Below are 23,202 nucleotides of genomic sequence, written 5' to 3' on the forward strand. Positions count from 1 at the left end.
CATTATGGGTATTTCGAAAATTCAGCTCTCTTTGCGAAAAAAAAAGGCCGGGATGCCCCGACCTTGTCAACGAGTTTATATGGTGAGAAACGTCCGTACAATCAAACCCAAACGTTACAATCGCTTAGCGGCTAATGCTTCCTCAGCAAGCTGAACAGCCCGCTTGACCATGTTACCCGCGTCCCGTGTCGTGATGCCTCCCCAACCCTCAGATTTTACCGTATCGTAAAACCCAAGCTCTTTGGCCAGTTCCATTTTAAACTGCTCTGACATCAGTCCTCGTCTGCGACCCATAGCACCCTCCTTCTCGTTGACAGGCTTAGTGTGCTCCATGCCGCTCTTTTTATTGCCTCAACCAAATGTTCAGAGCTTTTCGATATAAAAAACAAAACAGTAGAACCCAAAAGGGCTCTACTGTTGTACAAATGTGATGCGGATGTGCTCGTTTTCGCGGCACACCGTCAATTCTACTGTTTCCGTCAAGATGTCAGCATAGCTGTAAGATACCCGCTCAAAAAGTTGGTCGTCATCCAGCTTTACCACAAACACAGATGGGTAAGTTTCTTCGAGGATGCCACTACGTTCAACGGTTTTGCGGCGACCGCCATTAGCCTTCAGCAGGATGCGCTCACCAATGTGTCCGTCCAAACTACGTTTAATGTCAAGTAACGCGTTTCTTGCCATTGTTCCATCCACCTCGCTTACATCTATTATAACAGCTCCCTTATATTTTGTCAAAGAAATAAAAAATTATAGCAACCCTGCCGATATTTTGTCAACGGGGTTTTTTTCATAAAAAACGTAGATATTTGTCAAATGATATGCATAAGGGGCATAAATACGCAAAAACCCCCATTCTCGGGGGGTCACGCCCAAAAATAAGGGGGTTGTCTACACGATTTACGTAATCAGTCCACGGCGCATACCTTCGTTCGCTAGGCGGGCAAATTCGTCCAAACTAAGTGTTTCACCACGTCGGGTCGGATCAATCCCGATGTCAGTGAGCATCTGTATTACTTCATCCTTTTGGGTTTTAGGAAACAGTCCGTTCATTAGGTTGTTCAACAATGTCTTACGACGCTGTGCAAACGAGCTGCGTACCACCCGGAAAAACACATCCTGATCATCTACTTCCACTGGCGGACGATCTCTTACCTTTAAGCGAATTACTGCCGAGTCAACATTCGGACGCGGGACAAATACACTAGCAGGCACAATCATCGCTACTTCTGTATCTGCATAGAATTGAGCTGCGACTGACAGAGAGCCATAGTCTTTCGTCCCTGGTTTGGCTGCAATCCTCTCTGCCACTTCCTTTTGAATCATAACCACGATGTTTTCGAGGGGCAATCTCTCTTCCAGCAGCTTCATCAGGATCGGTGTCGTCACATAGTAAGGCAAATTCGCCACTACGCTTAGCTTTTCCACTCCTGTCATCTTTTCTTCTATTAACTTCTTCAGATCCAGCTCCAGTACGTCCCCATGAACGACTTCAATATTTTCATAGGGTGACAGCGTGTCCTGCAAAATAGGCAAAAGACGCTGGTCGATTTCGATCGCCATCACTTTTTTTGCTGCTCGTCCCAATTGCTCCGTCAGCGCACCGATACCGGGCCCAATTTCAATCGCGCCCTTTTCCTTGGTGAGGTCTGCCTCTGAAACAATGTTATGTAAAATATTGGTGTCTATCAGGAAGTTCTGGCCCAGACTCTTCTTAAAAGAAAAGCCGTACTTCTCCAATATTTCTTTTGTGCGCGTAGGTGTGGCAATATCCTTGCCCGCTATTTGGGTCATGGCTTACTCCCTCTCTTTGTTGATGGCCGTAATGGCCGCTTCGAATTCTGCTCGACTGATCTGGAAGGCATTGAGCCGCTGCAGCATTTGCTTGGCGTTGGCGTATCCGATCCCCAATGCTTCTCCCAGCTTGATTCTGCGTTCTTTGGCATCCACTCCGGACGTCAGGCCATTTGCCAGCAAATCGTCAGAGGTAATCTCTCCAGCCGTTTCCGCCATTTCGGTACGCACTTCTGAGAGCGCACGAATAATTACGTCAGGGGTCGCGTTCTCGACGCCGATGTCGCCCTTTTTGGTCCCATCCTCCTGAGTAATAAATGCGTGCTTACAGCCTGGAACAGACTTGCTGATAATTTTTCGGATGCGCTCCCCTTGATAATCAGGGTCTGTGAAAATAATAACACCGCGTTTTTGTTGTGCCAGCCTGATTTTTTCAATCGTTCTTTTATGAATGGCAGAACCGCCAGTCTCAATCGTATCGGCGTTAACCGCACGCTTGATTGCTGCAGTATCATCTCGTCCTTCCACCACGATGACTTCCTTGATCTTCATCATGTGCTCCCACTTTCGTGCAAAGTCGGTACGATACTAGTGTTCCAAAAAAAATCGTACCCAAAGCCAAAAATACATGTAACATTTGGTAAAACAGGATCGTCTAACTAACAAACAGCTTATCACAATAACCATGGAGGAAACAGAAGAACAGGAGCAATCGCTCCTGTCCTAAGGCTTCTGTGGTCCAATGATATATACAGTTTTGTTGCGCTTGCGACCGAACTTCCTCGCCTCGGATTCCGTGCTTACGAATACGTCGATTTTGCCACCTTTCATGGCACCACCCGTATCTTCAGCTCGACGATACCCAACACCTTCAATGTACACCCACCATCCATACGGAATGACTTTAGGATCTACAGCGATTGTGTGACCTGCCTTGGCTTTTGCCCCTGTCGATGTGCGTCCATATCCCGGAGAACTTGGGTGTTTGCCACCTCCCGCAGGAGTATAAGCAGTCAGGGTAACCCCGTTCAGTACTTTTTTCGGCCTAAACACTTTTCCACCACGTGAGACCGGACCCGCTGCAGAAGCAACCAGGACCCGATCTGGTTGACCCTTTTTCTGCAACGTTGGGATTGCGGTACCCACGGCTACAACATTATCTTTCTTCGGTACAAGTACATCTCTTTTGACCAAATCACGGGAGACTTCTTTTCCATCTTCCATGATTATCTTGTAGTGTGCAATTGCCTTACCTTCTTGCCCGCTTTGTAATACGCGGGTCTTACCTTTTTCCAGCGCTGGATCATTTTTGCGTATTTCTTGAAAGGTGACTCGCTCATCGACTTTTACCATTTTCTCAACAACCCGCTTTACGCTGATCGAGGAGTTCTTGGTAAGTGTAGCGGTCAATGCCGGTTCTACCCGGTCCTTCTCACCTAGCACGATGCCGCCGTCCTTCAACGCACCAGCAACATCACGACTAAGTGTCTCTATCGTTTTTTTCTGCCCGTCAACCTGGATTGGTATAGACCAGGTCGTATATAAAGTAATGAGTGCTCCGTCTTTTAGCTTCGTCTCTGGTGTCGGTTGAAGGGAATCCTTTTCCGTTACCGTAATGTTTCGCTCGGTTAAGAACTGCTCCACGGTCTTGGCTTTTGTAGCGACCGTCTTGCTTTCTCCGTCCAACGAAAAAGTGACCTGTTTTGGCTGAGTAGCCTGGGCAGAGAAATAGCCAATCATGGGAACGAGCACAAGTGCAAGGCAGCCAAACATGACTAGCCCACGATTCTTATACCTTTCCCATATCGCGCGTAACTCCATTTCCCACACTCCTTTTCCTAGAAAAGCACGAGGCTCTTCTTGTCTAGCCAGGTAAGGGTCGATGTAATTGCACTAATATTCTGGAAGTGGCCGGTACTTCACAAGGTCGGCTTTGATTGTATTTCACTTTCCCGGCTTTGTCAAATTTACCCTCCCTTTTGGCTGAAGAGATAATGGTATCAGACTAGCAAAATAGGCTTGGCGAATGGTAGCAGAAACCTGTCGAGAAGCCATGTCGGATGGACAATAATCGTTCGACACATTGTTCATCGTATGCGTCGACAAAATGGAGTAGAACCCGGTTACCTCACACAAAAAAAGGGGAAATCACGTGATCAATCGTGATTTCCCCTTTTTATTAACCGTTCATGCGAAAAAGACGTCTGGCGTTGTCTGCGGTAATTTGTGCCATTTCCTCATAAGACAAACCATGAATGTTCGCCATTTCCTCACAGACGTAACGCACATATCCACTCTCATTTCGCTTTCCGCGGAAAGGATGCGGAGTGAGATACGGGCAATCCGTCTCTATCAACAGCTTGTCTAGCGGTACCTTCGCTGCTACTTCTTTTGGCTGCTTGGCATTTTTGAACGTAAGCGGACCACCGAACGAAATATAAAAATTCATATCGAGTGCCTGCTTCGCTGTTTCCCAGCTGCCAGAGAAGCAGTGCATGATGCCGCCAACATCTGCTGCCTTCTCTTCCTTCAGGATCGTCAAAACGTCTTGGTGCGCATCGCGATTGTGGATGATGATCGGCATGTCGAGCTTGCGAGCCAGACGAATCTGCTTGCGGAATACCTCTGCCTGCACATCACGTGGCGACGTATCCCAGTAGTAGTCCAAGCCCATTTCACCCAATCCCACTACTTTCGGATCACGACTGAGTTCCTCAATCCATTCTAGATGTTCGTCTGTCATGTCCTTGGCGTCTTGTGGATGCCAACCGATGACGGCGTAAATAAAGTCATACGCATGAGCCAAATCCATGCAGGTTGGAATTGTTTCAGCGTTGAATCCGATGTTCACAATCGTACTGACACCATTTTCTTGCGCACGAGCAATGACCTCTGCACGATCCTCATCGAATTCCTTCGCATTTAGATGAGCATGGGTTTCAAATAACAAGATGGGTTCTTCCTTTCCTTGCCCTCGTTACTTCACGATTGCTCCGTTTGGCATACTTGGGTCAACAGTCGCAAGTGTCAACTGATCTCCTGCCGATGCTGCCAAGATCATTCCTTGAGACAGCTCACCACGGAGCTTCACTGGCTTCAGGTTCGCTACGAGGATCACTTTTTTGCCGACCATATCTTCTGGAGAGTAGTATTTCGCGATACCAGAAACAACCTGGCGCTTCTCGTAGCCGAGATCCAATTGCAGAACCAACAATTTGTCAGCATTTGGATGCTTGGCACATTCCACTACCTGTGCAACGCGCAGCTCTACTTTTCCAAAATCGTCGATGCTGATTTCTTCTTTTGCATCAGCTGGTTTGTCAGCTGCTGCTTCTGTTTGGTTGGTGTTTGTTTCACTCACAGGTGCTTCCCCTTTCAAAGCTGCTTGCTTTTTCTTGTTTTCCTCCGCTTGGCGACGTGCCTCTGCTGTCGAATCGTCGATGAAAGCCAGTTCTGCTTGAACATCCAGACGAGGGAAGAGCAGCTCCTTGCGGCTAACGGTGCTTCCAGCAGGCAATCCACCCCATACACTTGCAGATTCCCAGCTCGTTGCTTCTTCATTGCCCAAAATACCCAGTTGGTCCCAAATTTTCGCTGGTGCTTTGGTCATGAACGGTTGGATCAACACGGAGCTAATGCGGATGCTTTCCACCAAATTGTACATAACGGTTGCCAGGCGACCTTTTGTTTCTTCGGATTTTGCCAAATTCCAAGGCATCGTCTCGTCGATGTATTTGTTTGTACGTCCCACCAGTTCCCAGATGTGAGCCAGTGCATTAGAGAAGCGCATTTCTTCCATGTGCTCTTCCACCAGCGCCTTCGTTTTCATTGCGAGGCCGATCAAGCTGTCATCCGGCTCTCCTGCATCCTGTGGAGCTGGAACGATACCATCGAAATATTTCTCAATCATCGTAGCGGTACGGCTCAGCAGGTTTCCGATGTCATTAGCCAAGTCGTAGTTCAGGCGCTGTACGAATGATTCTGGCGTGAAGATGCCATCCTGACCAAAGTTGATTTCACGAAGCAGGAAGTAGCGAACGCCGTCAGAACCGTAACGGTCGATCAAAACCTTCGGGTCAATGACATTGCCCTTGGATTTTGACATTTTTCCATCCGGCATCAGAAGCCAGCCATGACCAAAAATTTGTTTTGGCAACGGGATGTCCAGTGCCATCAACAGGATTGGCCAGTAGATCGTATGGAAGCGCAAAATGTCTTTTCCAACCATATGAACATTGGCTGGCCAGAAGTTACGGTATTTGCTGTCATCTTCGGACAAATAGCCGAGAGCAGAAATATAGTTCGTCAATGCATCGATCCATACGTAAATGACGTGCTCTGGATCGCTCGGCACCTTGATTCCCCAGTCAAATGTACTGCGGGATACGGACAAATCTTGGAGGCCTGGCTTCAGGAAGTTGTTGACCATCTCGTTGCGGCGGCTCTCCGGTTGAATAAACTCAGGGTGTGCTTCGATGTGCGCAAGCAGTCTGTCCTGATACTTCGACATGCGGAAGAAGTAGTTTTTTTCCTTCACTTTTTTCACTTCGCGACCACAGTCTGGGCAAGCATATCCGTTGTCTGTTTTCGCTTGGGTTTCTGTCCAGAAAGCCTCGCAAGGTACACAGTAGAAGCCCTCGTACTCGCCCAAATAAATATCACCTTGGTCGAGCAGGCGCTGGAACACTTTTTGTACGACTTCTTTATGACGAGGCTCTGTGGTACGGATGAAATCGTCATAAGAGATGTCCAACTTTTGCCACAGATCCTTTACCCAATCGACAATCGGGTCGATGAACTCGAGCGGTTGTTTGCCATCCTCGGCTGCACGCTCTTGGAGCTTTTGACCATGCTCATCTGTCCCTGTCAGGTAGTACACATCATAGCCGCGCAAACGCTTATAACGAGCCATAGCATCACACGCGATTGTGGTGTAGGCATTACCGATGTGGAGTTTGTTACTTGGATAGTAGATCGGTGTTGTGATGTAATAAGTAGGTTTCATTGCAACTATTCCCCTCCTGTTTACGTTTATTAAAATAAGGAAAAGCCCACCCCAAAAAATTGGGGCGAGCTCTATCTCGCGGTACCACCCAAATACTCCGTCCCCTCACGGAAAACGGACTTGGTGAGTCAAAACATGACTCTACCCGTAACGTGGGCATACGTCACAAACTATTAGGTACGGCCAATGCCGTCACTGTTCATCTGCAAGACTCAGGGTCCATGTTCAGCTTGCTCGCTTATGCCGGTTTTCAGCTACCCCGGCTCTCTGAAATAAGGAGGATCGGCTTACTCTTCCCATCATGGTCGTTTGGTATCATTTGCTGTATTTATCCTCTATTGTACACGACCAACCTGTTTTGTAAACATCCTCGGCAAGCCCATTTTCCTAAGGAATTTTATCGCTCGCTCCATGCCAACTTTACAAATTACAAGCGCAAAAGGGAAAACTTGGAGTTTTTGTCGAATCGCCATGTTGCAATTCGACATTCGTCGACTTATTCGACACCAATACTCCCAGTAAATTTTATCCATAAAAATTTCCATATCGCTTCCAACGCTTTAAGAAACACCGATTTAACAGCATTTTCGTTTTGAAAAAACATTTTTCTTTTCAAGGAATTGTCAAAATCATGTTGACACCTTTGGGAATGGCTGGTATGATAATCCCAACAGAAAATGTCGAATATTGACGATAAATGATGAGCGTATAACAATAGCATCGACATATACAGACTTTTGGGAGGAGATTTTAACTATGATGAAATCAACCGGTATCGTTCGCAAAGTAGATGAATTGGGTCGTGTTGTTATTCCAATCGAATTGCGCCGCACTCTGGGTATCGCTGAGAAAGATGCTTTGGAAATCTACGTTGATGGAGAGCGCATCATCCTGAAAAAGTATGAGCCTGCATGTATCTTCTGTGGAAACGCTGACAAAGTATCTCATTTTAAAGGTAAAATTGTGTGCCAAGATTGCCTGACAGAAATGCCTGTTAAACGCTAATTTCATTTGATTACATACACATGCCTTTGTGGGACGAGCCTACAAAGGCTTTTTGTTTGCTATTTTTTCTTCAACAGCGCTCGGAGGAAGAACAGCCTAGGCCCATACAAATCAGAATAAACCACATCTGCCAGCATTTCAAAGGATACATCGCCAGAAAACTGTAACCCAACCTCCGTCAAAGCTTGTTGCAGTCTCGCTAAATTGATTAGCGGGTAATCAAAAGTGAGTACGAGCTGTCCATCGTCTTTTAACACTCTGTGAAATTCGCAGAATGACTGCACCATAATCGGGTCTTCAAGATGCTCGAGAACAGAGATGCAAAATATCGTATCAAACTTTTGATTCGAGTACGGCAAATAGGTCAAATTGGCTCGACAATAATGAATACCGTCAAAATAATGCGCAGGCAAGCTGTCTGCTACTCTTTCCCCAAATACGTCCACAATATCTTGATAAATCGCTTCCTTAGACAGTATCCGATTATCGAGATCACAAGCGTGTACTTCTCGACAATGATCAGCCAAATAAAATTTGAATGGGTGGCAGATCCCGCATGCCGAATCAAGCACAACGTCATTCGGATTGGCAAACTTTTTGGCCCAAGCATATTCGTACGGTCTACTGTTCCATGTAACCGGCAGCGTAAATATGAAGTGATCGTCTTTTTCATCCGTATTCACAATAAAACGAGAATCACGAATACTCACTGCTGATTTCCCCTTTCATTCCTTCCGAAAACACCGACAGCGCCCCTTACCATCGTATTCACGCCCCCGGTTGAGATTACGAAAAGAAAAAAGCCGACCGTATCGGCCAGCTTCTCTCACTCATTACCTTCTATTCACGATGATATTCGTTGTAAACATCTCGTTTGGATACGTTTCGATCATCGGCTGCTTGCTTGATGGCTTCCTTTTTCCCCATTCCTTGTGCGCAGTAATGATCCACGTGCTCCACGATACTCAGCGATTGCCACCATGCATCATCGACTTCCGCTTCCAGCGGACCGGTATTCCCTTCGACAATGACACAAAACTCACCGCGCACCTCGCCGCTTCTGAGCCATTCCAGCAGCTCGTCCAACGTCCCGCGCGCGAATTCCTCGTAGCGCTTTGTCAGCTCTCTTGCCAGGACAGCTCGCCGATTCCCCCACGCTTCCTGCATGGCAGCAAGCGTCTTTTCCACCCGATGGGGAGCTTCATAAAAAATCAGCGTTTCTGGATATCGCTTCAGTCGTTCCAGCTCTTCGCGTCTTTCTTTGTTTTCGCGTCCTATAAATCCGCAAAATACAAAGCGATCAGTAGGAAGACCGGATGCGATTAAAGCTGTCAACGCCGCATTGGCACCTGGAACGGGGATGACAGGGAATCCAGCTGCGGTCGCATCTCGTACCAGCTCCGCACCCGGGTCGGAAATAGCGGGCAAGCCAGCGTCGCTTACCAAAGCAATCTTCTTGCCCTCGGCAAGCCACTGCAACAACCCATTTCCACTTGCTTCCTTATTATGCTCGTGATAGCTAACCGTCCGTTTTTCGATTTGAAAATGATTCAGCAGCTTTCTCGTCTGGCGCGTATCTTCGCACGCGATGACATCGACTTCACGCAACGTATTTAGACACCGAACCGTGATATCGTCGAGATTACCGATGGGTGTAGCCACCAAATAAAGGACTCCTGCTTCTTCTGACGCAAAACTGCGTTGCACATTCATTCGGAGGCCCCTCCAATCAATTCTTCTTTTTTCTTGCGCGTTAATCGTTTGATGCTCTCTTCACGCCTGAGACCCCAGGAACGGTCTGCTCCTTCTTCCCAATAGAGCAGCTCCACTGGCCCACGGCCTCTCGTATATTTGGCACCCTTTCCTTCATTATGAGCAGCCAAGCGACGGATCAGCTCTGTCGTATATCCGGTGTAGAGTGTCCCATCCGCACAAGAGAGGATGTAAACATAATGACTCTTACTCGAGGGAATCTCGTCTGCCATAATAGATTTCCTGTAGTTCTTCACAGTATTGCTCTCCATTTTCATACACAATCAGCGGCGGCTGAATTCTCAGCTCCGGCTTTCCACCCCTTATTCCCTCGATCAGAACCATATTCGGCTCTGCTTCCCTACGCGGATAAACCAGACGCATCCGTTTCGGCTCGATGCCGTATTGGCGCATAAGCGAAATGATGTCGATTAAACGCGTGGATCGATGCACAAGCGCCAGCTTCCCGCCGGTTTTTAGCAACTGACTTCCCACGCGAATGACATCCTCCAAGGACAGCATAATCTCATGACGGGCAATCGCAAAGTGCTCGCTGATGTTTTTCTCCCCGCTCGTCGCAGGCATATACGGTGGATTGCATGTGATCAAATCGTACTTCCCGTGCCCGAACAACGTCACCGCATCCTTCACATCGCCGTGATGCATCGTAATTCGCTCGTTCAAACCATTCAATGTCACATTGCGGCTCGCCATACTGAACAAGCGCTCTTGAATTTCGATTCCATCAAAACTGGCTTCTGGCGTACGCGTGGTCATAATGAGCGGTATTGCTCCATTGCCCGTGCACATATCCAATACTTTTCCGCGCTTTGGCACCGATGCGAATCGCGCCAAAAGAACAGCGTCCATCGAGAAGCAAAACACTTCGTGGCTCTGGATTATTTTCATTTCATGTGTCAATAAATCATCGATGCGCTCTGTTTCGTAAAGCTGCACGTTGGTGACAGGTTCCATCTACGGCTCGTACTCCCTTTTGTTCTTGTCTTATTATTCCTATCCGGAAAAAAGCGACCTGACACGTGGCCCAGGTCGCTTTTTCATGTGGTGCTGGTTACTCACCGCTTATTTTTGAGGGCCGCCGCTCAGGAATGAGAGACAGAACAGGCAATCCCCTTCTTTTCGCAGGCTGCCGAAATGCACATTGCAGATATGAAATCCTTCCGCGTACAAGCGGGCGAGGTTGTCATACCCTTCTCCGACCACTGCCTTTTTGGCTTTTTCCTTCGCGACAGGGCTTGTTCCCTTTTGTTTTGCTTGGGAGCCGGTCTTTTTCCTGTCTAGTCGGTTGCGAAGGTGCTGGTTTTCAACGAGTAATTGGGCGTTTTCCTCCATCAAAACAACGATGACGTCTTTCAGTTCACCAATTTCTTTATAAAGGTCGCCAATACGTTCTTCAATGCTCGCCATCTTGACGAAGATTTCCCGTTTGTCCACTAGCTCACCTCTCCCCTACCCCCACACTTTATTCAAAGGTGGGGAGACCTATCGCAATCTCATCCAATCCGAACTCGGTGACGCGTTTGTCGATTGAAAGCTCTACTTGGATAGATTGGTCAAGTACGTTTACGGAAACGACTCGTCCATTCCCCATCGGGGTGGTGACCATTTTGCCGACGTCCGGCATCTCATCCTTCGAGCTTTCATAATTGTCGTTCTCGTATTTTAAACAGCACATCAGCCGGCCGCACAGACCAGAGATTTTGGCTGGATTCAACGAAAGATTTTGGTCCTTGGCCATTTTGATCGAGACAGGCTCGAAATCGCCGAGGAACGTCGAACAGCAAAGCAACCTGCCACAAGGCCCGATCCCGCCGAGCATTTTGGCTTCGTCACGCACACCGATCTGGCGAAGCTCAATCCGGGTACGGAATACGGAGGCGAGGTCTTTTACCAGCTCACGGAAATCAACCCTGCCGTCAGCGGTAAAATAAAAGATAATCTTGTTGCGGTCGAACGTGTATTCCACATCAACCAGCTTCATATCGAGCTTGTGCTCCTTGATCTTTGTCTGACATACAGCAAAAGCATTCTTGGCGGCTTGCTTGTTTTCATCCACCTGTTTTGCATCTCGCTCGTCTGCCATCCGAATGACCTTTTTCAGCGGCAATACGACATCAGACTCAGCCACTTCTTTTTTGCCAATGACGACCTTGCCAAATTCGACCCCTCGCGCCGTTTCAACGATGACGGTGCAGTCTTGCTCAATCGGCAGTCGGTCAGGGTCGAAGTAATATATTTTGCCCGCTTTCTTAAAGCGGACCCCAACAACCTCGTACAAGGGTTATCCCTCCTGGAATTGAAGAACCAACCGCTCAAGAGCCAACTGTGCGTTGGCATTTCGCTCTATCCGATTTTTCGTCTCCATGACCAAATCTATCCCACGCAAGAGCTCAGCTTTTGTCCATACCAGTGCTTGTCCTTGCAGCACATCCTGTTGGTCGCTGTTAATGAGATGGGCATGCCTGCCTACTTGCAAATACAGGATATCGCGCAGCCAAAGGATGAGCAAATCTAAAAAGAGGGGTAGTTCCTCTTTACTTTTGTCGCTCTTTTGCAACATATCATGGATCGTTAAGAGTGCAGATGAATTGCGCTGTTTACACTCCTGCACCAATTGTATCACTAGATTTCTTAGCTGTGCAAACGATTCTGATTGGCTGAGTGTCATGGCTTCTTCCACATTTGTCGTAATGTGGGAAGCAACCTGCGCCATTCCCGCCAAAACGCCCTCTGCACGCAGCTTTTCCGCAATCGATTCTGCAGAAAGTGGTGAAAATTGAACGATTTGGCAGCGGGATAAAATCGTAGGAAGTATCGCATGGCTGTGCTCTGTCAAAAGCAGTGCGAGTACACCAGCCGGCGGTTCCTCCAGAAACTTGAGCAGACTATTGGCAGCCTGTGTCGTCATTTTATCGACGTGCTCGATGATATATACTTTGCGTGACGACTCGACGGCGCGCATCGCCATTTCCTTTTGCAGCGAACGGATCTGGTCGATCTTAATCGAAGCCCCATCAGGCGTAATAAACAACACATCTGGGTGATTGCCACCCTCTATGCGCCTGCATGTAACACAGGCCCCGCAGGCGTCTGCCTCCCTTTCCGAACAAAAAAGGGACTTCGCCAGATGCAGGGCCATCTGCTTTTTACCTGAACCTTTAGGACCCGCCAGCAAGTAGGCGTGTGCCAGTCGTTCGTTGCGCAAACTATGATACAGCAGTTCCTGTGCTCGTGGCTGCTGAGAAAAACGGGTCCATGTCATGATGGTTTCACACCCACTAAAAATACAAATTGATCAACATGCCGCGGATTTCGCCAATCCTGGCTAACAAATCAATCGTTGGTGCCTGCTCACTCAAGAGCTCATCTGTCAGTTTGAGCAGCTCTGCATCCACCTCTTTGACGATTTTGTACAGCCTGCTGCGGCCACGCCGATTCATTCCTCGTCTGTCGTCTAAGGCAATACCGAACTTCACAGCCTCTTCCATGAACTGCTTGACGAGATTTTTATAAGCATAGAAGTCACGAACGGCGCGGGAACGAGCAAGAATCTGTCCCTGCTTGTCTATGTCTGTCAGCAGCCGGGTAAGCTTCTCCTGAGACATACGTTCGTCTTCTCCTTGAATCATCGTGCCAAAATTCAGCTTTTCCAGTTGAGGATTCTTGCGTGAATCCGTCGTTTTAATCAAGTCCAGTTTAGGCCGTAACCCATCACTGATTTTCATATCGCCACCTCCGTCGCCCGATCCAATACAGGGTGTGTCCCCATGAGATCAAGTATATACGAAAGTTGCGAAAAAAGAGAGAAGGAACCACGTTAAAATGAGTGGAACTCTCCGACATCCAATACGAATACTGCCGCACCACCCACCTGTACTTCCAGCGGATATGGCATGAACGAGTCAACAGCATTGCTGAGTGGAGAGACGGGAGTGACCATTTGTTTGCGGGATTTGCAATTATGTGCAATGATGTCGATTACTTCCGGCACGCTTTCGTCAGACGTACCGATCAAAAAAGTTGTGTTACCGGCGCGTAAAAAGCTACCCGTACTAGCCAGCTTCGTAGCACGGAACCCTTTTTTCACCAGTTGTTGAGACAGACGACCACTATCTTTATCTTGGACGACCGCAACTACCATTTTCATCGGCTATCACCCTTTCTCCCATGATCAATTCCCAATTTGACTTCTTCATTGTATGAAAAACACGTAGGCTTGGTACGTTATTTCGCTTAAACATATTATACAGCATGTACATCATCCTGCGGTACAGGGAACCTTACAGCCTTTACAATCTGTCTAGCAGTGCCTGTAGGGCAGATTGATATACTTGTTCCATCGGCTGCTCGGCATCAATGACGACAAAGCGCTCTGGGTCGCGTTCCATGACTAGCTGATACCCTTCCCGAACAAGTTCATGGAAACGCATCCCTTCCAGATCGAGCCGATTTACTTCTCGCCCACGGGAGGCATTAATCCGCGCCAATCCTGTTTCGGGCTGTACATCAAAGAACAAGGTCAATTCGGGCATGCAGTCACCGACAGCAAATCGGTTAATCTGGTAGACAGCCTCAATGCCCAATCCCCGCGCATGTCCTTGATAAGCAAGGCTGCTGTCGATAAAACGGTCGCACAGTACCAGCTTGCCCTCTTCCAAAGCAGGTAACACTTTTTCCGCCAAATGCTGACCACGTGCTGCCGCATACAAGAGAGCCTCTGTTCTTTCATCCATCTGCGTGTGGGCCGGATTCAAAATAATTTCCCGAATTTTTTCGGCGATATCAATTCCACCGGGCTCACGGGTCAAAAGCACATCGACTCCCCGCGCCCTCAGCTCTTCGTACAGCTTGGCGATGACGGTGGATTTCCCAGCTCCTTCTCCGCCTTCTATCGTAATAAATCGGCCTTTTTTTCCTGTTGCCACTTCTATACTCCTTCCACCCCTGTTGTAGCAGGCCAGTTGCTTAGATTATCGTAAAACCTGTATCATTTGTAGCTGGTCGTCCTGTACGCCATGGAATCGCGTTTGTCCTCTCGCCAATTCCTTTAGCATCGCCAGACTTTCTTCGTCGATCCGCTCGCCTGGCACAAGCACCGGAATCCCTGGCGGATATGGAATCACCATCTCTGCCACAATCCGTCCCATAGCCTGCTCCAACAGAATCGACTCCCTCGGGCAATCAACGGCTTCATGCATCGGCAATGCTTGCTCGCGCAAATAATGGGAAGACACGACTCCCGTCAAAAGAATGCGCTCCTCCCCCGGTTCTACTTGTGGCGCCATCGATTCAAGCAATCTCCACAAAGCATCCAGGTCCCGGGAGGATGTTCCTGTCGAGGCTGCAAGAAGTACATGAGAGTCATCCGCCAGCTCCGAGAAAATCCCGTGCTTTTCCATCCATTTCTGTAACTCAAATCCACTGAATTGGGCTGTTCTCAAATGGAAAAACAGCTTCAACGGGTCAAGCGTAGCGTATACGCTGTTCGTGGACAATCGCGGCCAATCCAGCCAATCCAATTGATCGAGTCGCTCCCGAAGCTTGTCCAAAAGCGGCAACAACCTGTTCCACTCCTCGGTCGCCTCCAGCACCAGATGACGTCTGGCTAAATCGAGTGAAGCCATCAGCACATACGACGGGCTGGAAGACTGAAGCATGGCGAGATGGCGGAACAACCGTTCACGATCAATCCGTTCACCCTGAATATGCAGCATCGAGGACATCGTCATTGCCGTTCCCATTTTGTGTGTCGATTGAACCGAAGCATCCGCACCTTCCTGCATGGCAGAACGAGGAAAGGCAGGATGGAACCCGTAGTGAGCACCGTGAGCTTCGTCTATTAAAAGCGGTACGCCAAACCGGTGGACCGTAGCCGCCATTTTCGCCAAATCGATACCCATTCCATAGTAGGTAGGATTCGTCAAGAAAACTGCCTTGGCATCGGGGTGTGCAAGCAGCGCACGCTCTACATCTTCGCGCCTTACACCGGCAGCGACTCCTGTTGCCAGATCGACGGCAGGTACTAAAAAAATCGGAGTTGCTCTCGCCATCATAATGCCGTTGAATACAGACTTATGGCAATTGCGTTGTACGAGTATCTTGTCACCCGGTCTGCATACCGTCATGATGAGGGCGATATTTCCTACTGTACTTCCTCCGATCAAAAACTTGGTCTGTTCCGCATGGAAGGCTTGCGCCGCCAAATCCTGCGCTTCTGCAATGACACCCTGTGGCTGATGCAGGTCATCTGTCCCGCTAATTTCCGTTACGTCCAGCTCCAAGATGTCTTGAAAGCGATTTTTCGCATGGTTGTCAAAGCTGTGGCCCATTTTATGTCCTGGCACGTGAAACGGATGCGGCCGATGCTTGGCGTGCCGTTCAAGCTGTTCATAAAGGGGCGCACGCTTTTGTCGCTCCCGAAATTCAACATCTCTCTCCAACACGCACGACTCACGTCCTTTATTTTTATTCCCCTATTTTAGCATGATTTGGACACGCATGAATCCAGCAAAAAAAAGACACCGGAATGCACCGATGCCTTCTTTCTTCACGCATCTTTTCGCAACCAAATGCGCCTCATCTGATGAATAAAAAACGGGTACTTTTCATCCTGCACATCGGTATTGACCATTTCCTGTTCGCACCGCTGACAGATAAACTGCTCACAAATGGCGATTCCGTCATTCTGCTCCTGTTCACAGACGATACATCGCTGAGCAACTTTTTCCATAGTGAAAACGCCTGCCCTTTTCCTCAATATACCAACCATTATACCCCATTATAATCAGCATCATTCCCAAACGTTCGTGTTTTCGCCGATAGCTCGGTAGGCTTGGAAGTAGGACTGGGCTTCCTGCATAGGGAAGCAAGCTGCCGCATCAATGACATAGGACTGCCTCATTCCGTTAACCAGAGCTGATAATGCCAGCTCTGCAATGGTCGTTCCCGCAGCATTCCCGATCACGAGCAAATCCGCATCCTTTACAGCATCCTGCCACGAATCGTATAGCGTCCAACCCGTCATCCTTTTGTTCGGATTTGGCTTGTCCTCCCCCGTGTACACCGCAACATCTTTTTCAGCCAACCAGTCAGAAGGCATATGCTGCCATAGCGAATCCTCTCCCCAAAGTACAATCCGCTGTATATCGGCTTTTTGCAGAGCGAGCCTGCATTCTTTTTCAAGCCATTGAACGATGAGAGAAGAGTCCTGGCGGGAAGGGTAGAGCCAGCCGTGACCGATTCGTTTGTCCATACCGAGCGCGCGACTGACTTGGAGCAGAGAAATTCCCTTCTCATCGCATCTGGCACCAAGTTCGATGTAAAACTGCTCCTTCCACGCCAAATAGCGAGGTAATTGCCGAAGCGCTTCATCCACTTCGCGCATCCCGCATACCATCGTCACCAGTGAGTAGCGAGCAAGCTGCTTACAGAGGAACCGCATCCATCTCCCATCGGGTTCCCCTCCAAGCAAAGCACGCTCGTGGGTAAATAACGCCATGCGTATGATCTCGTGCTCCCCGGTGTGCTCGTATTGGGTATGTAAAGTATTCGCCCAATCGTATGGTACGTCGCTTCCATAGACAAGTACGAGCCATGGCCCCGTTCCCAGTTGTTGCACCCGTTCCTGCAAAAGCTTGCCATCACACTCTTTTGTCAGCAGAAATCCATTGGCGCCTTCTTGTATGTCATCTGCGCCGCCAACAACCAGCTCTATTCCACATGCTCCTAGCTCATTTCCGAATCTGGCTACGACCTCCTCTGAAATGACCCATAGCTTCACGCTTTTCTTCCCTCCTCCTCACGAACTAATTCCTTTTATCCTACCCATAACAAAAAACCGTCAGTCTAATCAGGCTAGACAAACGGCTTGTTTCATTCGTTGTATGAGCTTTCTCAAGATTTGCGACTGTGCGATAATGGAAACGCAGACTTTCATTCATCCAGACCGCTGTAAAAGGAAGTGACTTCTCATGAAGGAAACCGCCGCCCATACGATCTATAGCTACAAGCTGCTCTATCGTTTTCGATGGCGATTCGTCGGCTACCTTTTTCAACTGTTGTTAATAGGCATGTCCCTTATTTGGCACTCATTCATGCTGCAAGTCCCCGCTTATACGCTGATTGTGACGTTAGCGATTCTACCCGTGATACCAATCTGTCATTTGGTCTTATTTCGACTGTATGCCCTTCTGCGCGGCCATAAGCCAAAGACAACTGCCGATATGCTCGTCTCTCCGTGGTGGGGGGCTGGCTATCCACTTCCCATCCCGCTCTCTGTCTATCGGGGAAGTGAGCTGACGGTAATCGTGGGAAGTACAGCGATAGCAGCCGGGGCTTATGTGTGGCTTTCGGTAGGATACGGGCTCACCTTGATCACTGGAACGTTGATCGTGGCACTGCCACGCCTCCTCGCCCTCCTTGCTTCCTTTCGTCAGCCAAGTCGTAGCCGTGTGAAGTACGAGGATCGCGGCGTTGCTTTTTTACTTACCGATGGATAACCGAATCGATACACCTTTACATAACCCATAGCTTGATGACAATCAACGCCGCCAATCCAGGCAAGCGGAGAAGTCCGACGAGTAGAGCCGTCACCGGGTTGATCGGGATGTGGAAGTTAGCCAGCTCTCCAACCAGATTGGTGAAAAACAGCAATAGTGCGCCAATCACGACTTGCATGATCCCAAATCCAATCCACCTGATCGGGCCCGTGACAGATTTGCTGGCGGCAACCACCAGCAAAATTCCAACTACAATCAGTGCTATAACCCACCCTGTAGTCATCGGCTTTTCCTCCTATGCCTGTTGGCGATTCCTCTCGCGCTTTGCTTGCGCGAGCAAATACATATACCGCTTTTCGGTCACATGCAAATAATAAATGACATCATCCAAACCGCCATCCGGTTCACTGATCTCCGCAAGATGGCGGGCATGCTGCCAATCCATTCGCGCCTGATTGACTGCCATATCCAAGCTAGCTTCATTCCACTCCACCACGAACCGCGCTTTTTTTCTCCATCTACTCACCTGCAAGCTCCCCCTCAGTGAAAGTAGTAAAGTACTCCTGTCATGTTGTTCAACGCATGCAACAAAACCGCTCCCCAAATCGATTGGTACCGATGTCGAACGAATCCGAGTAAAAGTCCAATGACAAAAAGCGGAGCGAACAGAGCAATATCCATATGCAGGAGCCCAAACCAAAGACTGCTCACGAAGATACCCAAAACGGGCCCGATTCTCTTAACCAGATAAGTCTGAATCACACCGCGAAACAAAATCTCCTCCGCAATCGGAACCAATATGCCAATGACCAGAAGTGAGGTGAGCGCCGCCAAAATATCCGTTTCTTTCGCCTGCACAATCTCTTTTTCGATCTGCTGCTCTCGCTCTGATGACAGAGACAGTCCAAACCAGTCCGCAATCGGGTTAGTCACCACCGCATCCAGCACCAGTGCAATCAAAAGAAACAGAGCAGCGAGCATCAGCAGCATCTGTCCTAGTCGTACAGGTCGGCGAACGCCGATTTCCCCCAGTCTTCCACGAAACCACAGCGGAATCAAAATCAACAGGAATAATTGAAAAATAGCTGATTCCAATATCCCTCCGATCGTACCGGTGGAAAAGAAGGTACCTTCCAGCAAAAACCCATACAACAGCAGTACGCCCGTTTGAAACACATGCAGCCAAGCTACAATATGCAGCACATCATTCCCTGTAAGCTCGTCATATTGCCATAGCCATGACGTCGGCTGCCGTCTTTCTCTTAACAGGCTCACAATGAAACCAACGGTCGCAATGAAGCTAAATACCGTCACCGCAAATGCAAGTAGTCCTAGCCATACCTCCGGTTGCCCGGCGGTGGTAGCGACCCACTTTCCGTCTTCCCCCTTGTGAAAACGAATCATGGATAACTCGGCAGCAAACATGAGCCAATACCCAATAAACAGCATGATCGCCCATGGAGTGGACTTTTGTCGCCGTACCCCACTCGCAAGCGACAGTCCTGGTCCTGTCAGCATCTCCTCACGCTCCTATTTCACTGTATGTCTCGTCCATTCAAAAAAGTCCGGCATTTCTATCAAGATTGCAAAGCTTTGGTCTGTGCTTCTGCTACTTGCTTTAGATATTCATTACGCGTCCGCAAAAACCGCGTCATATACGCCTCCAGGAACAACCAATCCGCGAGCTTTCCCAGAACCCCCAGCGGAGATGTGTAGTCAAAAATATCGATCATTCTCGTCTGATTGTCCGTTATCGGAATGAACTCATGCGTGTGATGAAACCGTTTGAATGCGCCAGAAACCATCTCATCCACGAAATAGCGCGGTTCCTCCATCTCTGTGATTTTCACCGTCAAATTCTGCTTGATACCGAAGTGAATGGCTTCCCAGGTAACCGTTTCCCCCAGGTTTATCAGTCCGCTCGTTACTCCTCCAATCGCTCTCTCCTTCGTGCTGGCAGTGGATTCCATATGCAAATCAATGCTTCTGGCAGCATCGAAGCAGACCTGTCGCGGAGCATCTATCAAAAACTCCATACGAATAACCGGCATCCTGCATCCTCCTCTCGAAACGAAAAAAAGACAGGCAGACCCCGTCTTCTTTTCTATCTTTATCGTACGTATCGAATTTCCTAGGATGATATTTAAAAAGTCGTCCTTTCAGCACCGAGAAAGTGGCGAGAACCTGAAGAAGGAGGAGCGGAGTGTAGGGGACCTACATGAGCACCGGACTTCGAAGGTGAACGCCAATTTCGATGTCGAATGATCATCTAGAACTACATCGTGATCAAAGGACGACTTTTTAAATTTCCTTTACAGGTCGCGTCTGCCTTCCAATGCTTTGGTCAGCGTGACTTCATCGGCGTACTCCAAATCTCCACCGACTGGCAAGCCGTGCGCGATACGCGTCACGCGAATGCCAAAAGGTTTAATCAGCCGGGAAATGTACATCGCTGTCGCTTCCCCTTCGATATTCGGATTGGTCGCCAAAATGACTTCCTTCACCTGCTCGTCACCGAGGCGCTTCAACAGGTCAGGAATGCGAATATCCTCCGGACCGATCCCATCCATAGGAGAAATCGCCCCGTGCAAAACGTGATAATACCCTTCAAACTCTCTCGTCTTCTCCATCGCTACCACGTCCCGAGGCTCTTGCACCACACAGATGACTGAGCCGTCACGACGTTTGTCCCGACAAATATGACATGGATCAAGATCGGTAATATTGTTGCAGACCGAGCAGTAATGAAGCTGACGCTTGGCATTGACCAATGCTTTTGCCAGATCAAGCACGTCGTCCTCTTTCATATTGAGCACAAAAAAGGCAAGCCGCCCAGCCGTTTTTGGACCAATGCCTGGCAATTTCATAAAACCATCAATGAGCTTTGAGACCGGTTCTGGATAAAACATCGCCTATTCCTCTTTTCCTGCCCAATTTTTAGAACAGGCCTGGGATGTTCATGCCTCCGGTAAACTTGCCCATTTCCTTGCCTACCATTTCATCTGCTTTGCGCAATGCATCGTTCACAGCAGTGAGCACCAGGTCTTGCAGCATTTCTACATCTTCAGGGTCTACCACTTCCGGCTTGATCACGATGTCTTTGATTTGCTTGTGTCCATCGATTTTCACAGTGATAGCGCCGCCACCAGCAGAACCTTCCACGATTCTCTCTTTCAAGCCTTCTTGCGCTTTTTGCATTTCTTCCTGCATTTTTTTCACTTGCTTCATCATTTGTTGCATTTGCTGCATGTTTTTCATTGAGGTATCCTCCCTAAATGGTTATGGGTGTATGATTTAGTCTTTCACTTCAACAAGACCTTCTCCGACGAGCTTGATGGCTTCCGCCAAAAACGGGTCCTCTTCTGGCTCCTCAGAAGCGTCTTTTTGACCAACCTGCTGATCTACACTTTGCCACTCTTCCTCCATGACAGACAAGAGCTGCAAGGGCCTGCCCAGCACCGTAGACATAACGCGCTCGATCACACTGCGCAGCTCTGCCTCCATCGTCTTATCACAATGGATGGCACTGTTGAAGGTTACGACAACAGCTTCATTGCCGGCAGCTACCGGTTGACCATTGACTAGCCAAGCCTGGTACTGGATCTTAATCTTTTTCAGTTCGGTCAAAATTTGACTCCACTGCCCGCGCACCTGTCTCGTCAAATTCTCATCCATGGCCTTCGCGACTTCCCTGACTCTATTCATCGGGGTTCGCGAACCACCAGAAGCCGCAGCTATGCGCCTTGGCTCGTTCTTGCGCGTTTCTTCGGCCTTTTGCTGGCCGGGAATGCTCACCTGACCTTGCATCACTTGAACCAAACGCTCTTCCAAAACGCGAATGCGAGTAGACATGGCGTTCAGTTCTTCGCTGTTAACGGGTGAGGCTCCCATAGATTCTGTCGCATTCGCATTAGGCTGGCACATTTTGACAAGCGTCAGTTCAACCAGCACCCTTGCATACGTCGACCATTTTAATTGCGACAAAGCCTGATTGCAGGTCTCAATCGCTGCGTAAAGCACCGGAAACGAGTACAGCTTTGCAACCTCTGCAAACTGATCATCAATCATGGTCCGCTCGACAATCTCTTCCAACTGCGGCGCTGTCTTCAATAACAGCATATCGCGGTAATAGTAGAGGAAATCGTGCAGGAACTGCTCCGGGTCCTTCCCTTGCACCATGACTTTATCAAATTGCTCCATGACCTGTGCAACATCATTTTCGGCAATATGTCGCGCAAGCACAGAAAAGTAAGATTGGGCAACTGTGCCCGTAATCTGCATAATATCACTAGCACGAACCTCGTCCTTGCTATAGCTAATCGCTTGGTCCAACAAGCTAAGAGCATCACGGGCTCCACCTTCAGCCATCTTCGCTACGAGCTGCAGGGCCTGCTCCTCCACCTGCACCCCTTGTGATTGGCAAATCCTTTGTAAAAGATCGACCATCACTCTCAGAGGAATTCGGTGAAAATCAAAACGCTGGCAACGAGAGATAATCGTAGCTGGCAGCTTGTGCGGCTCTGTCGTCGCCAAAATAAAAATGACGTGGGACGGCGGCTCTTCGAGGGTTTTTAACAAAGCGTTAAATGCCTCTGTCGTCAGCATATGCACCTCATCGATGATGTACACTTTATACCTGACGTCGCTCGGGGCAAATTTCACTTTGTCGCGAATGTCGCGGATCTCTTCAACACCACGGTTGGATGCCGCGTCGATTTCCAGCACATCCGTAACAGAACCGTTGGAGATGGCTCTACACGTATCGCATTGATTGCATGGCTCGCCATCTATGGGCTGCTCGCAGTTCACTGCTTTCGCCATAATTTTGGCTGCACTTGTTTTTCCCGTACCTCGGGGACCGTTGAATAAATAGGCATGGGACAGCCTATTTTCGCGTAAAGCATTACGCAAGGTTGTCGTAACATGCTCTTGTCCGACTACGTCTTGAAAAGTCTGCGGTCGGTATACGCGGTATAGCGCGGTATAAGCCATGTTCGTGTGACACTCCCCATCTGCACAGTCCTCTTCTATATCCTATTCAGTATACACGATTGCCACCGTTCGTACAAAGTGAACGGACATGTCTCACTTAAAAAACGCCCCGTTCACAATTGTGCGGGGCGCATT

Annotated in this window: 29 protein-coding genes and 1 other annotated feature; of the genes, 2 read left to right on the forward strand and 27 right to left on the reverse strand. The window is 48.7% G+C overall.

Annotation, left to right across the window (positions count from 1 at the left end; genetic code table 11):
- Positions 1–114: 114 nt before the first annotated feature.
- The 7 genes from C7R91_RS08970 to metG form a co-directional block, all read right to left on the reverse strand.
- Complete coding sequence (locus C7R91_RS08970) at positions 115–294, reverse strand: small, acid-soluble spore protein, alpha/beta type (protein WP_012683866.1); 180 nt, start codon at positions 292–294, stop codon at positions 115–117.
- 117 nt (positions 295–411) lie between these two features.
- A complete protein-coding gene (veg, locus tag C7R91_RS08975; protein ID WP_005830485.1) occupies positions 412–684 on the reverse strand; it encodes a biofilm formation stimulator Veg in 273 nt (90 codons plus the stop codon).
- Positions 685–900: 216 nt separating this feature from the next.
- Positions 901–1,794, reverse strand: coding sequence for a 16S rRNA (adenine(1518)-N(6)/adenine(1519)-N(6))-dimethyltransferase RsmA (gene rsmA, locus C7R91_RS08980; RefSeq protein ID WP_047074462.1), 894 nt, complete (start codon positions 1,792–1,794; stop codon positions 901–903).
- Positions 1,795–1,797: 3 nt separating this feature from the next.
- Positions 1,798–2,346 carry a ribonuclease M5 gene (rnmV, locus tag C7R91_RS08985; RefSeq protein WP_047074537.1) on the reverse strand — a complete coding sequence of 183 codons (549 nt, stop codon included), beginning with the start codon at positions 2,344–2,346 and terminating at the stop codon, positions 1,798–1,800.
- Between the two features lie 171 nt (positions 2,347–2,517).
- Entirely contained in the window at positions 2,518–3,615 is a 1,098-nt protein-coding gene (locus C7R91_RS08990; RefSeq protein ID WP_047074460.1) for a resuscitation-promoting factor, read from the reverse strand.
- 358 nt (positions 3,616–3,973) lie between these two features.
- Entirely contained in the window at positions 3,974–4,744 is a 771-nt protein-coding gene (locus C7R91_RS08995) for a TatD family hydrolase (protein WP_017246933.1), read from the reverse strand.
- Positions 4,745–4,771: 27 nt separating this feature from the next.
- On the reverse strand, positions 4,772–6,799 hold the full coding sequence (gene metG / locus C7R91_RS09000; RefSeq protein WP_047074458.1) for a methionine--tRNA ligase: 2,028 nt from the start codon (positions 6,797–6,799) through the stop codon (positions 4,772–4,774).
- Between the two features lie 57 nt (positions 6,800–6,856).
- Positions 6,857–7,111: a binding site (T-box leader), on the reverse strand.
- A 444-nt stretch (positions 7,112–7,555) separates the two neighbouring features.
- Here metG and C7R91_RS09010 point away from each other — a divergent pair.
- A complete protein-coding gene (locus C7R91_RS09010; protein ID WP_007719913.1) occupies positions 7,556–7,804 on the forward strand; it encodes an AbrB/MazE/SpoVT family DNA-binding domain-containing protein in 249 nt (82 codons plus the stop codon).
- 59 nt (positions 7,805–7,863) lie between these two features.
- Here C7R91_RS09010 and C7R91_RS09015 read toward each other — a convergent pair whose 3' ends face one another.
- The 13 genes from C7R91_RS09015 to C7R91_RS09075 form a co-directional block, all read right to left on the reverse strand.
- Positions 7,864–8,514 (reverse strand): class I SAM-dependent methyltransferase, encoded by a 651-nt coding sequence (locus C7R91_RS09015; RefSeq protein WP_047074454.1) that lies wholly within the window; start codon positions 8,512–8,514, stop codon positions 7,864–7,866.
- 130 nt (positions 8,515–8,644) lie between these two features.
- On the reverse strand, positions 8,645–9,517 hold the full coding sequence (gene rsmI, locus C7R91_RS09020; RefSeq protein WP_047074452.1) for a 16S rRNA (cytidine(1402)-2'-O)-methyltransferase: 873 nt from the start codon (positions 9,515–9,517) through the stop codon (positions 8,645–8,647).
- Positions 9,514–9,789 (reverse strand): GIY-YIG nuclease family protein, encoded by a 276-nt coding sequence (locus C7R91_RS09025; RefSeq protein WP_047074451.1) that lies wholly within the window; start codon positions 9,787–9,789, stop codon positions 9,514–9,516. The genes rsmI and C7R91_RS09025 overlap by 4 nt, the downstream gene beginning before the upstream one ends.
- Positions 9,764–10,531: a tRNA1(Val) (adenine(37)-N6)-methyltransferase gene (locus tag C7R91_RS09030; protein WP_047074449.1), complete on the reverse strand. Its 768-nt coding sequence runs from the start codon at positions 10,529–10,531 to the stop codon at positions 9,764–9,766. Before C7R91_RS09030 ends, C7R91_RS09025 begins: the two co-directional genes overlap by 26 nt.
- Positions 10,532–10,639: 108 nt before the next feature.
- Positions 10,640–11,011: a DNA replication initiation control protein YabA gene (yabA, locus tag C7R91_RS09035; RefSeq protein ID WP_012683858.1), complete on the reverse strand. Its 372-nt coding sequence runs from the start codon at positions 11,009–11,011 to the stop codon at positions 10,640–10,642.
- A gap of 28 nt (positions 11,012–11,039) precedes the next feature.
- Entirely contained in the window at positions 11,040–11,855 is an 816-nt protein-coding gene (locus C7R91_RS09040; protein WP_007719901.1) for a PSP1 domain-containing protein, read from the reverse strand.
- 3 nt (positions 11,856–11,858) lie between these two features.
- The gene (gene holB, locus C7R91_RS09045) at positions 11,859–12,839 is read right to left on the reverse strand and encodes a DNA polymerase III subunit delta' (protein ID WP_047074446.1); all 981 of its coding nucleotides are present in this window, start codon (positions 12,837–12,839) and stop codon (positions 11,859–11,861) included.
- A gap of 16 nt (positions 12,840–12,855) precedes the next feature.
- Positions 12,856–13,302, reverse strand: coding sequence for a YaaR family protein (locus tag C7R91_RS09050; protein WP_012683855.1), 447 nt, complete (start codon positions 13,300–13,302; stop codon positions 12,856–12,858).
- A gap of 92 nt (positions 13,303–13,394) precedes the next feature.
- Positions 13,395–13,724, reverse strand: a complete 330-nt coding sequence (gene darA, locus C7R91_RS09055) for a cyclic di-AMP receptor DarA (RefSeq protein WP_007719896.1) — start codon at positions 13,722–13,724, stop codon at positions 13,395–13,397.
- Between the two features lie 142 nt (positions 13,725–13,866).
- On the reverse strand, positions 13,867–14,508 hold the full coding sequence (tmk, locus tag C7R91_RS09060) for a dTMP kinase (RefSeq protein ID WP_047074444.1): 642 nt from the start codon (positions 14,506–14,508) through the stop codon (positions 13,867–13,869).
- A 39-nt stretch (positions 14,509–14,547) separates the two neighbouring features.
- A complete protein-coding gene (locus C7R91_RS09065) occupies positions 14,548–16,020 on the reverse strand; it encodes an aminotransferase class I/II-fold pyridoxal phosphate-dependent enzyme (protein WP_047074442.1) in 1,473 nt (490 codons plus the stop codon).
- Between the two features lie 104 nt (positions 16,021–16,124).
- Positions 16,125–16,307 carry a sigma factor G inhibitor Gin gene (locus C7R91_RS09070; protein WP_007719893.1) on the reverse strand — a complete coding sequence of 61 codons (183 nt, stop codon included), beginning with the start codon at positions 16,305–16,307 and terminating at the stop codon, positions 16,125–16,127.
- A 60-nt stretch (positions 16,308–16,367) separates the two neighbouring features.
- Positions 16,368–17,357, reverse strand: coding sequence for a hypothetical protein (locus C7R91_RS09075; RefSeq protein ID WP_047074440.1), 990 nt, complete (start codon positions 17,355–17,357; stop codon positions 16,368–16,370).
- A gap of 190 nt (positions 17,358–17,547) precedes the next feature.
- Between C7R91_RS09075 and C7R91_RS09080 the strand changes: the two genes are divergently transcribed.
- Positions 17,548–18,075: a hypothetical protein gene (locus tag C7R91_RS09080; protein WP_047074438.1), complete on the forward strand. Its 528-nt coding sequence runs from the start codon at positions 17,548–17,550 to the stop codon at positions 18,073–18,075.
- A 16-nt stretch (positions 18,076–18,091) separates the two neighbouring features.
- Here C7R91_RS09080 and C7R91_RS09085 read toward each other — a convergent pair whose 3' ends face one another.
- From C7R91_RS09085 to dnaX, 7 genes are all read right to left on the reverse strand, one after another.
- Positions 18,092–18,358: a pro-sigmaK processing inhibitor BofA family protein gene (locus C7R91_RS09085; RefSeq protein WP_047074436.1), complete on the reverse strand. Its 267-nt coding sequence runs from the start codon at positions 18,356–18,358 to the stop codon at positions 18,092–18,094.
- A gap of 12 nt (positions 18,359–18,370) precedes the next feature.
- Positions 18,371–18,601, reverse strand: a complete 231-nt coding sequence (locus C7R91_RS09090; RefSeq protein ID WP_047074435.1) for a DUF2508 family protein — start codon at positions 18,599–18,601, stop codon at positions 18,371–18,373.
- A 14-nt stretch (positions 18,602–18,615) separates the two neighbouring features.
- Positions 18,616–19,593, reverse strand: a complete 978-nt coding sequence (locus tag C7R91_RS09095) for a CPBP family intramembrane glutamic endopeptidase (RefSeq protein WP_047074433.1) — start codon at positions 19,591–19,593, stop codon at positions 18,616–18,618.
- 59 nt (positions 19,594–19,652) lie between these two features.
- Entirely contained in the window at positions 19,653–20,126 is a 474-nt protein-coding gene (locus C7R91_RS09100) for an SRPBCC family protein (RefSeq protein WP_047074431.1), read from the reverse strand.
- 261 nt (positions 20,127–20,387) lie between these two features.
- Positions 20,388–20,984, reverse strand: coding sequence for a recombination mediator RecR (gene recR / locus C7R91_RS09105; protein ID WP_017246916.1), 597 nt, complete (start codon positions 20,982–20,984; stop codon positions 20,388–20,390).
- A 28-nt stretch (positions 20,985–21,012) separates the two neighbouring features.
- Entirely contained in the window at positions 21,013–21,324 is a 312-nt protein-coding gene (locus C7R91_RS09110) for a YbaB/EbfC family nucleoid-associated protein (protein WP_026134079.1), read from the reverse strand.
- Between the two features lie 45 nt (positions 21,325–21,369).
- Positions 21,370–23,067, reverse strand: a complete 1,698-nt coding sequence (gene dnaX / locus C7R91_RS09115; protein WP_047074429.1) for a DNA polymerase III subunit gamma/tau — start codon at positions 23,065–23,067, stop codon at positions 21,370–21,372.
- Positions 23,068–23,202: the final 135 nt, after the last annotated feature.

It is taken from the genome of Brevibacillus formosus, assembly GCF_003013405.1.
In the GTDB taxonomy this organism is placed as follows: domain Bacteria; phylum Bacillota; class Bacilli; order Brevibacillales; family Brevibacillaceae; genus Brevibacillus; species Brevibacillus formosus.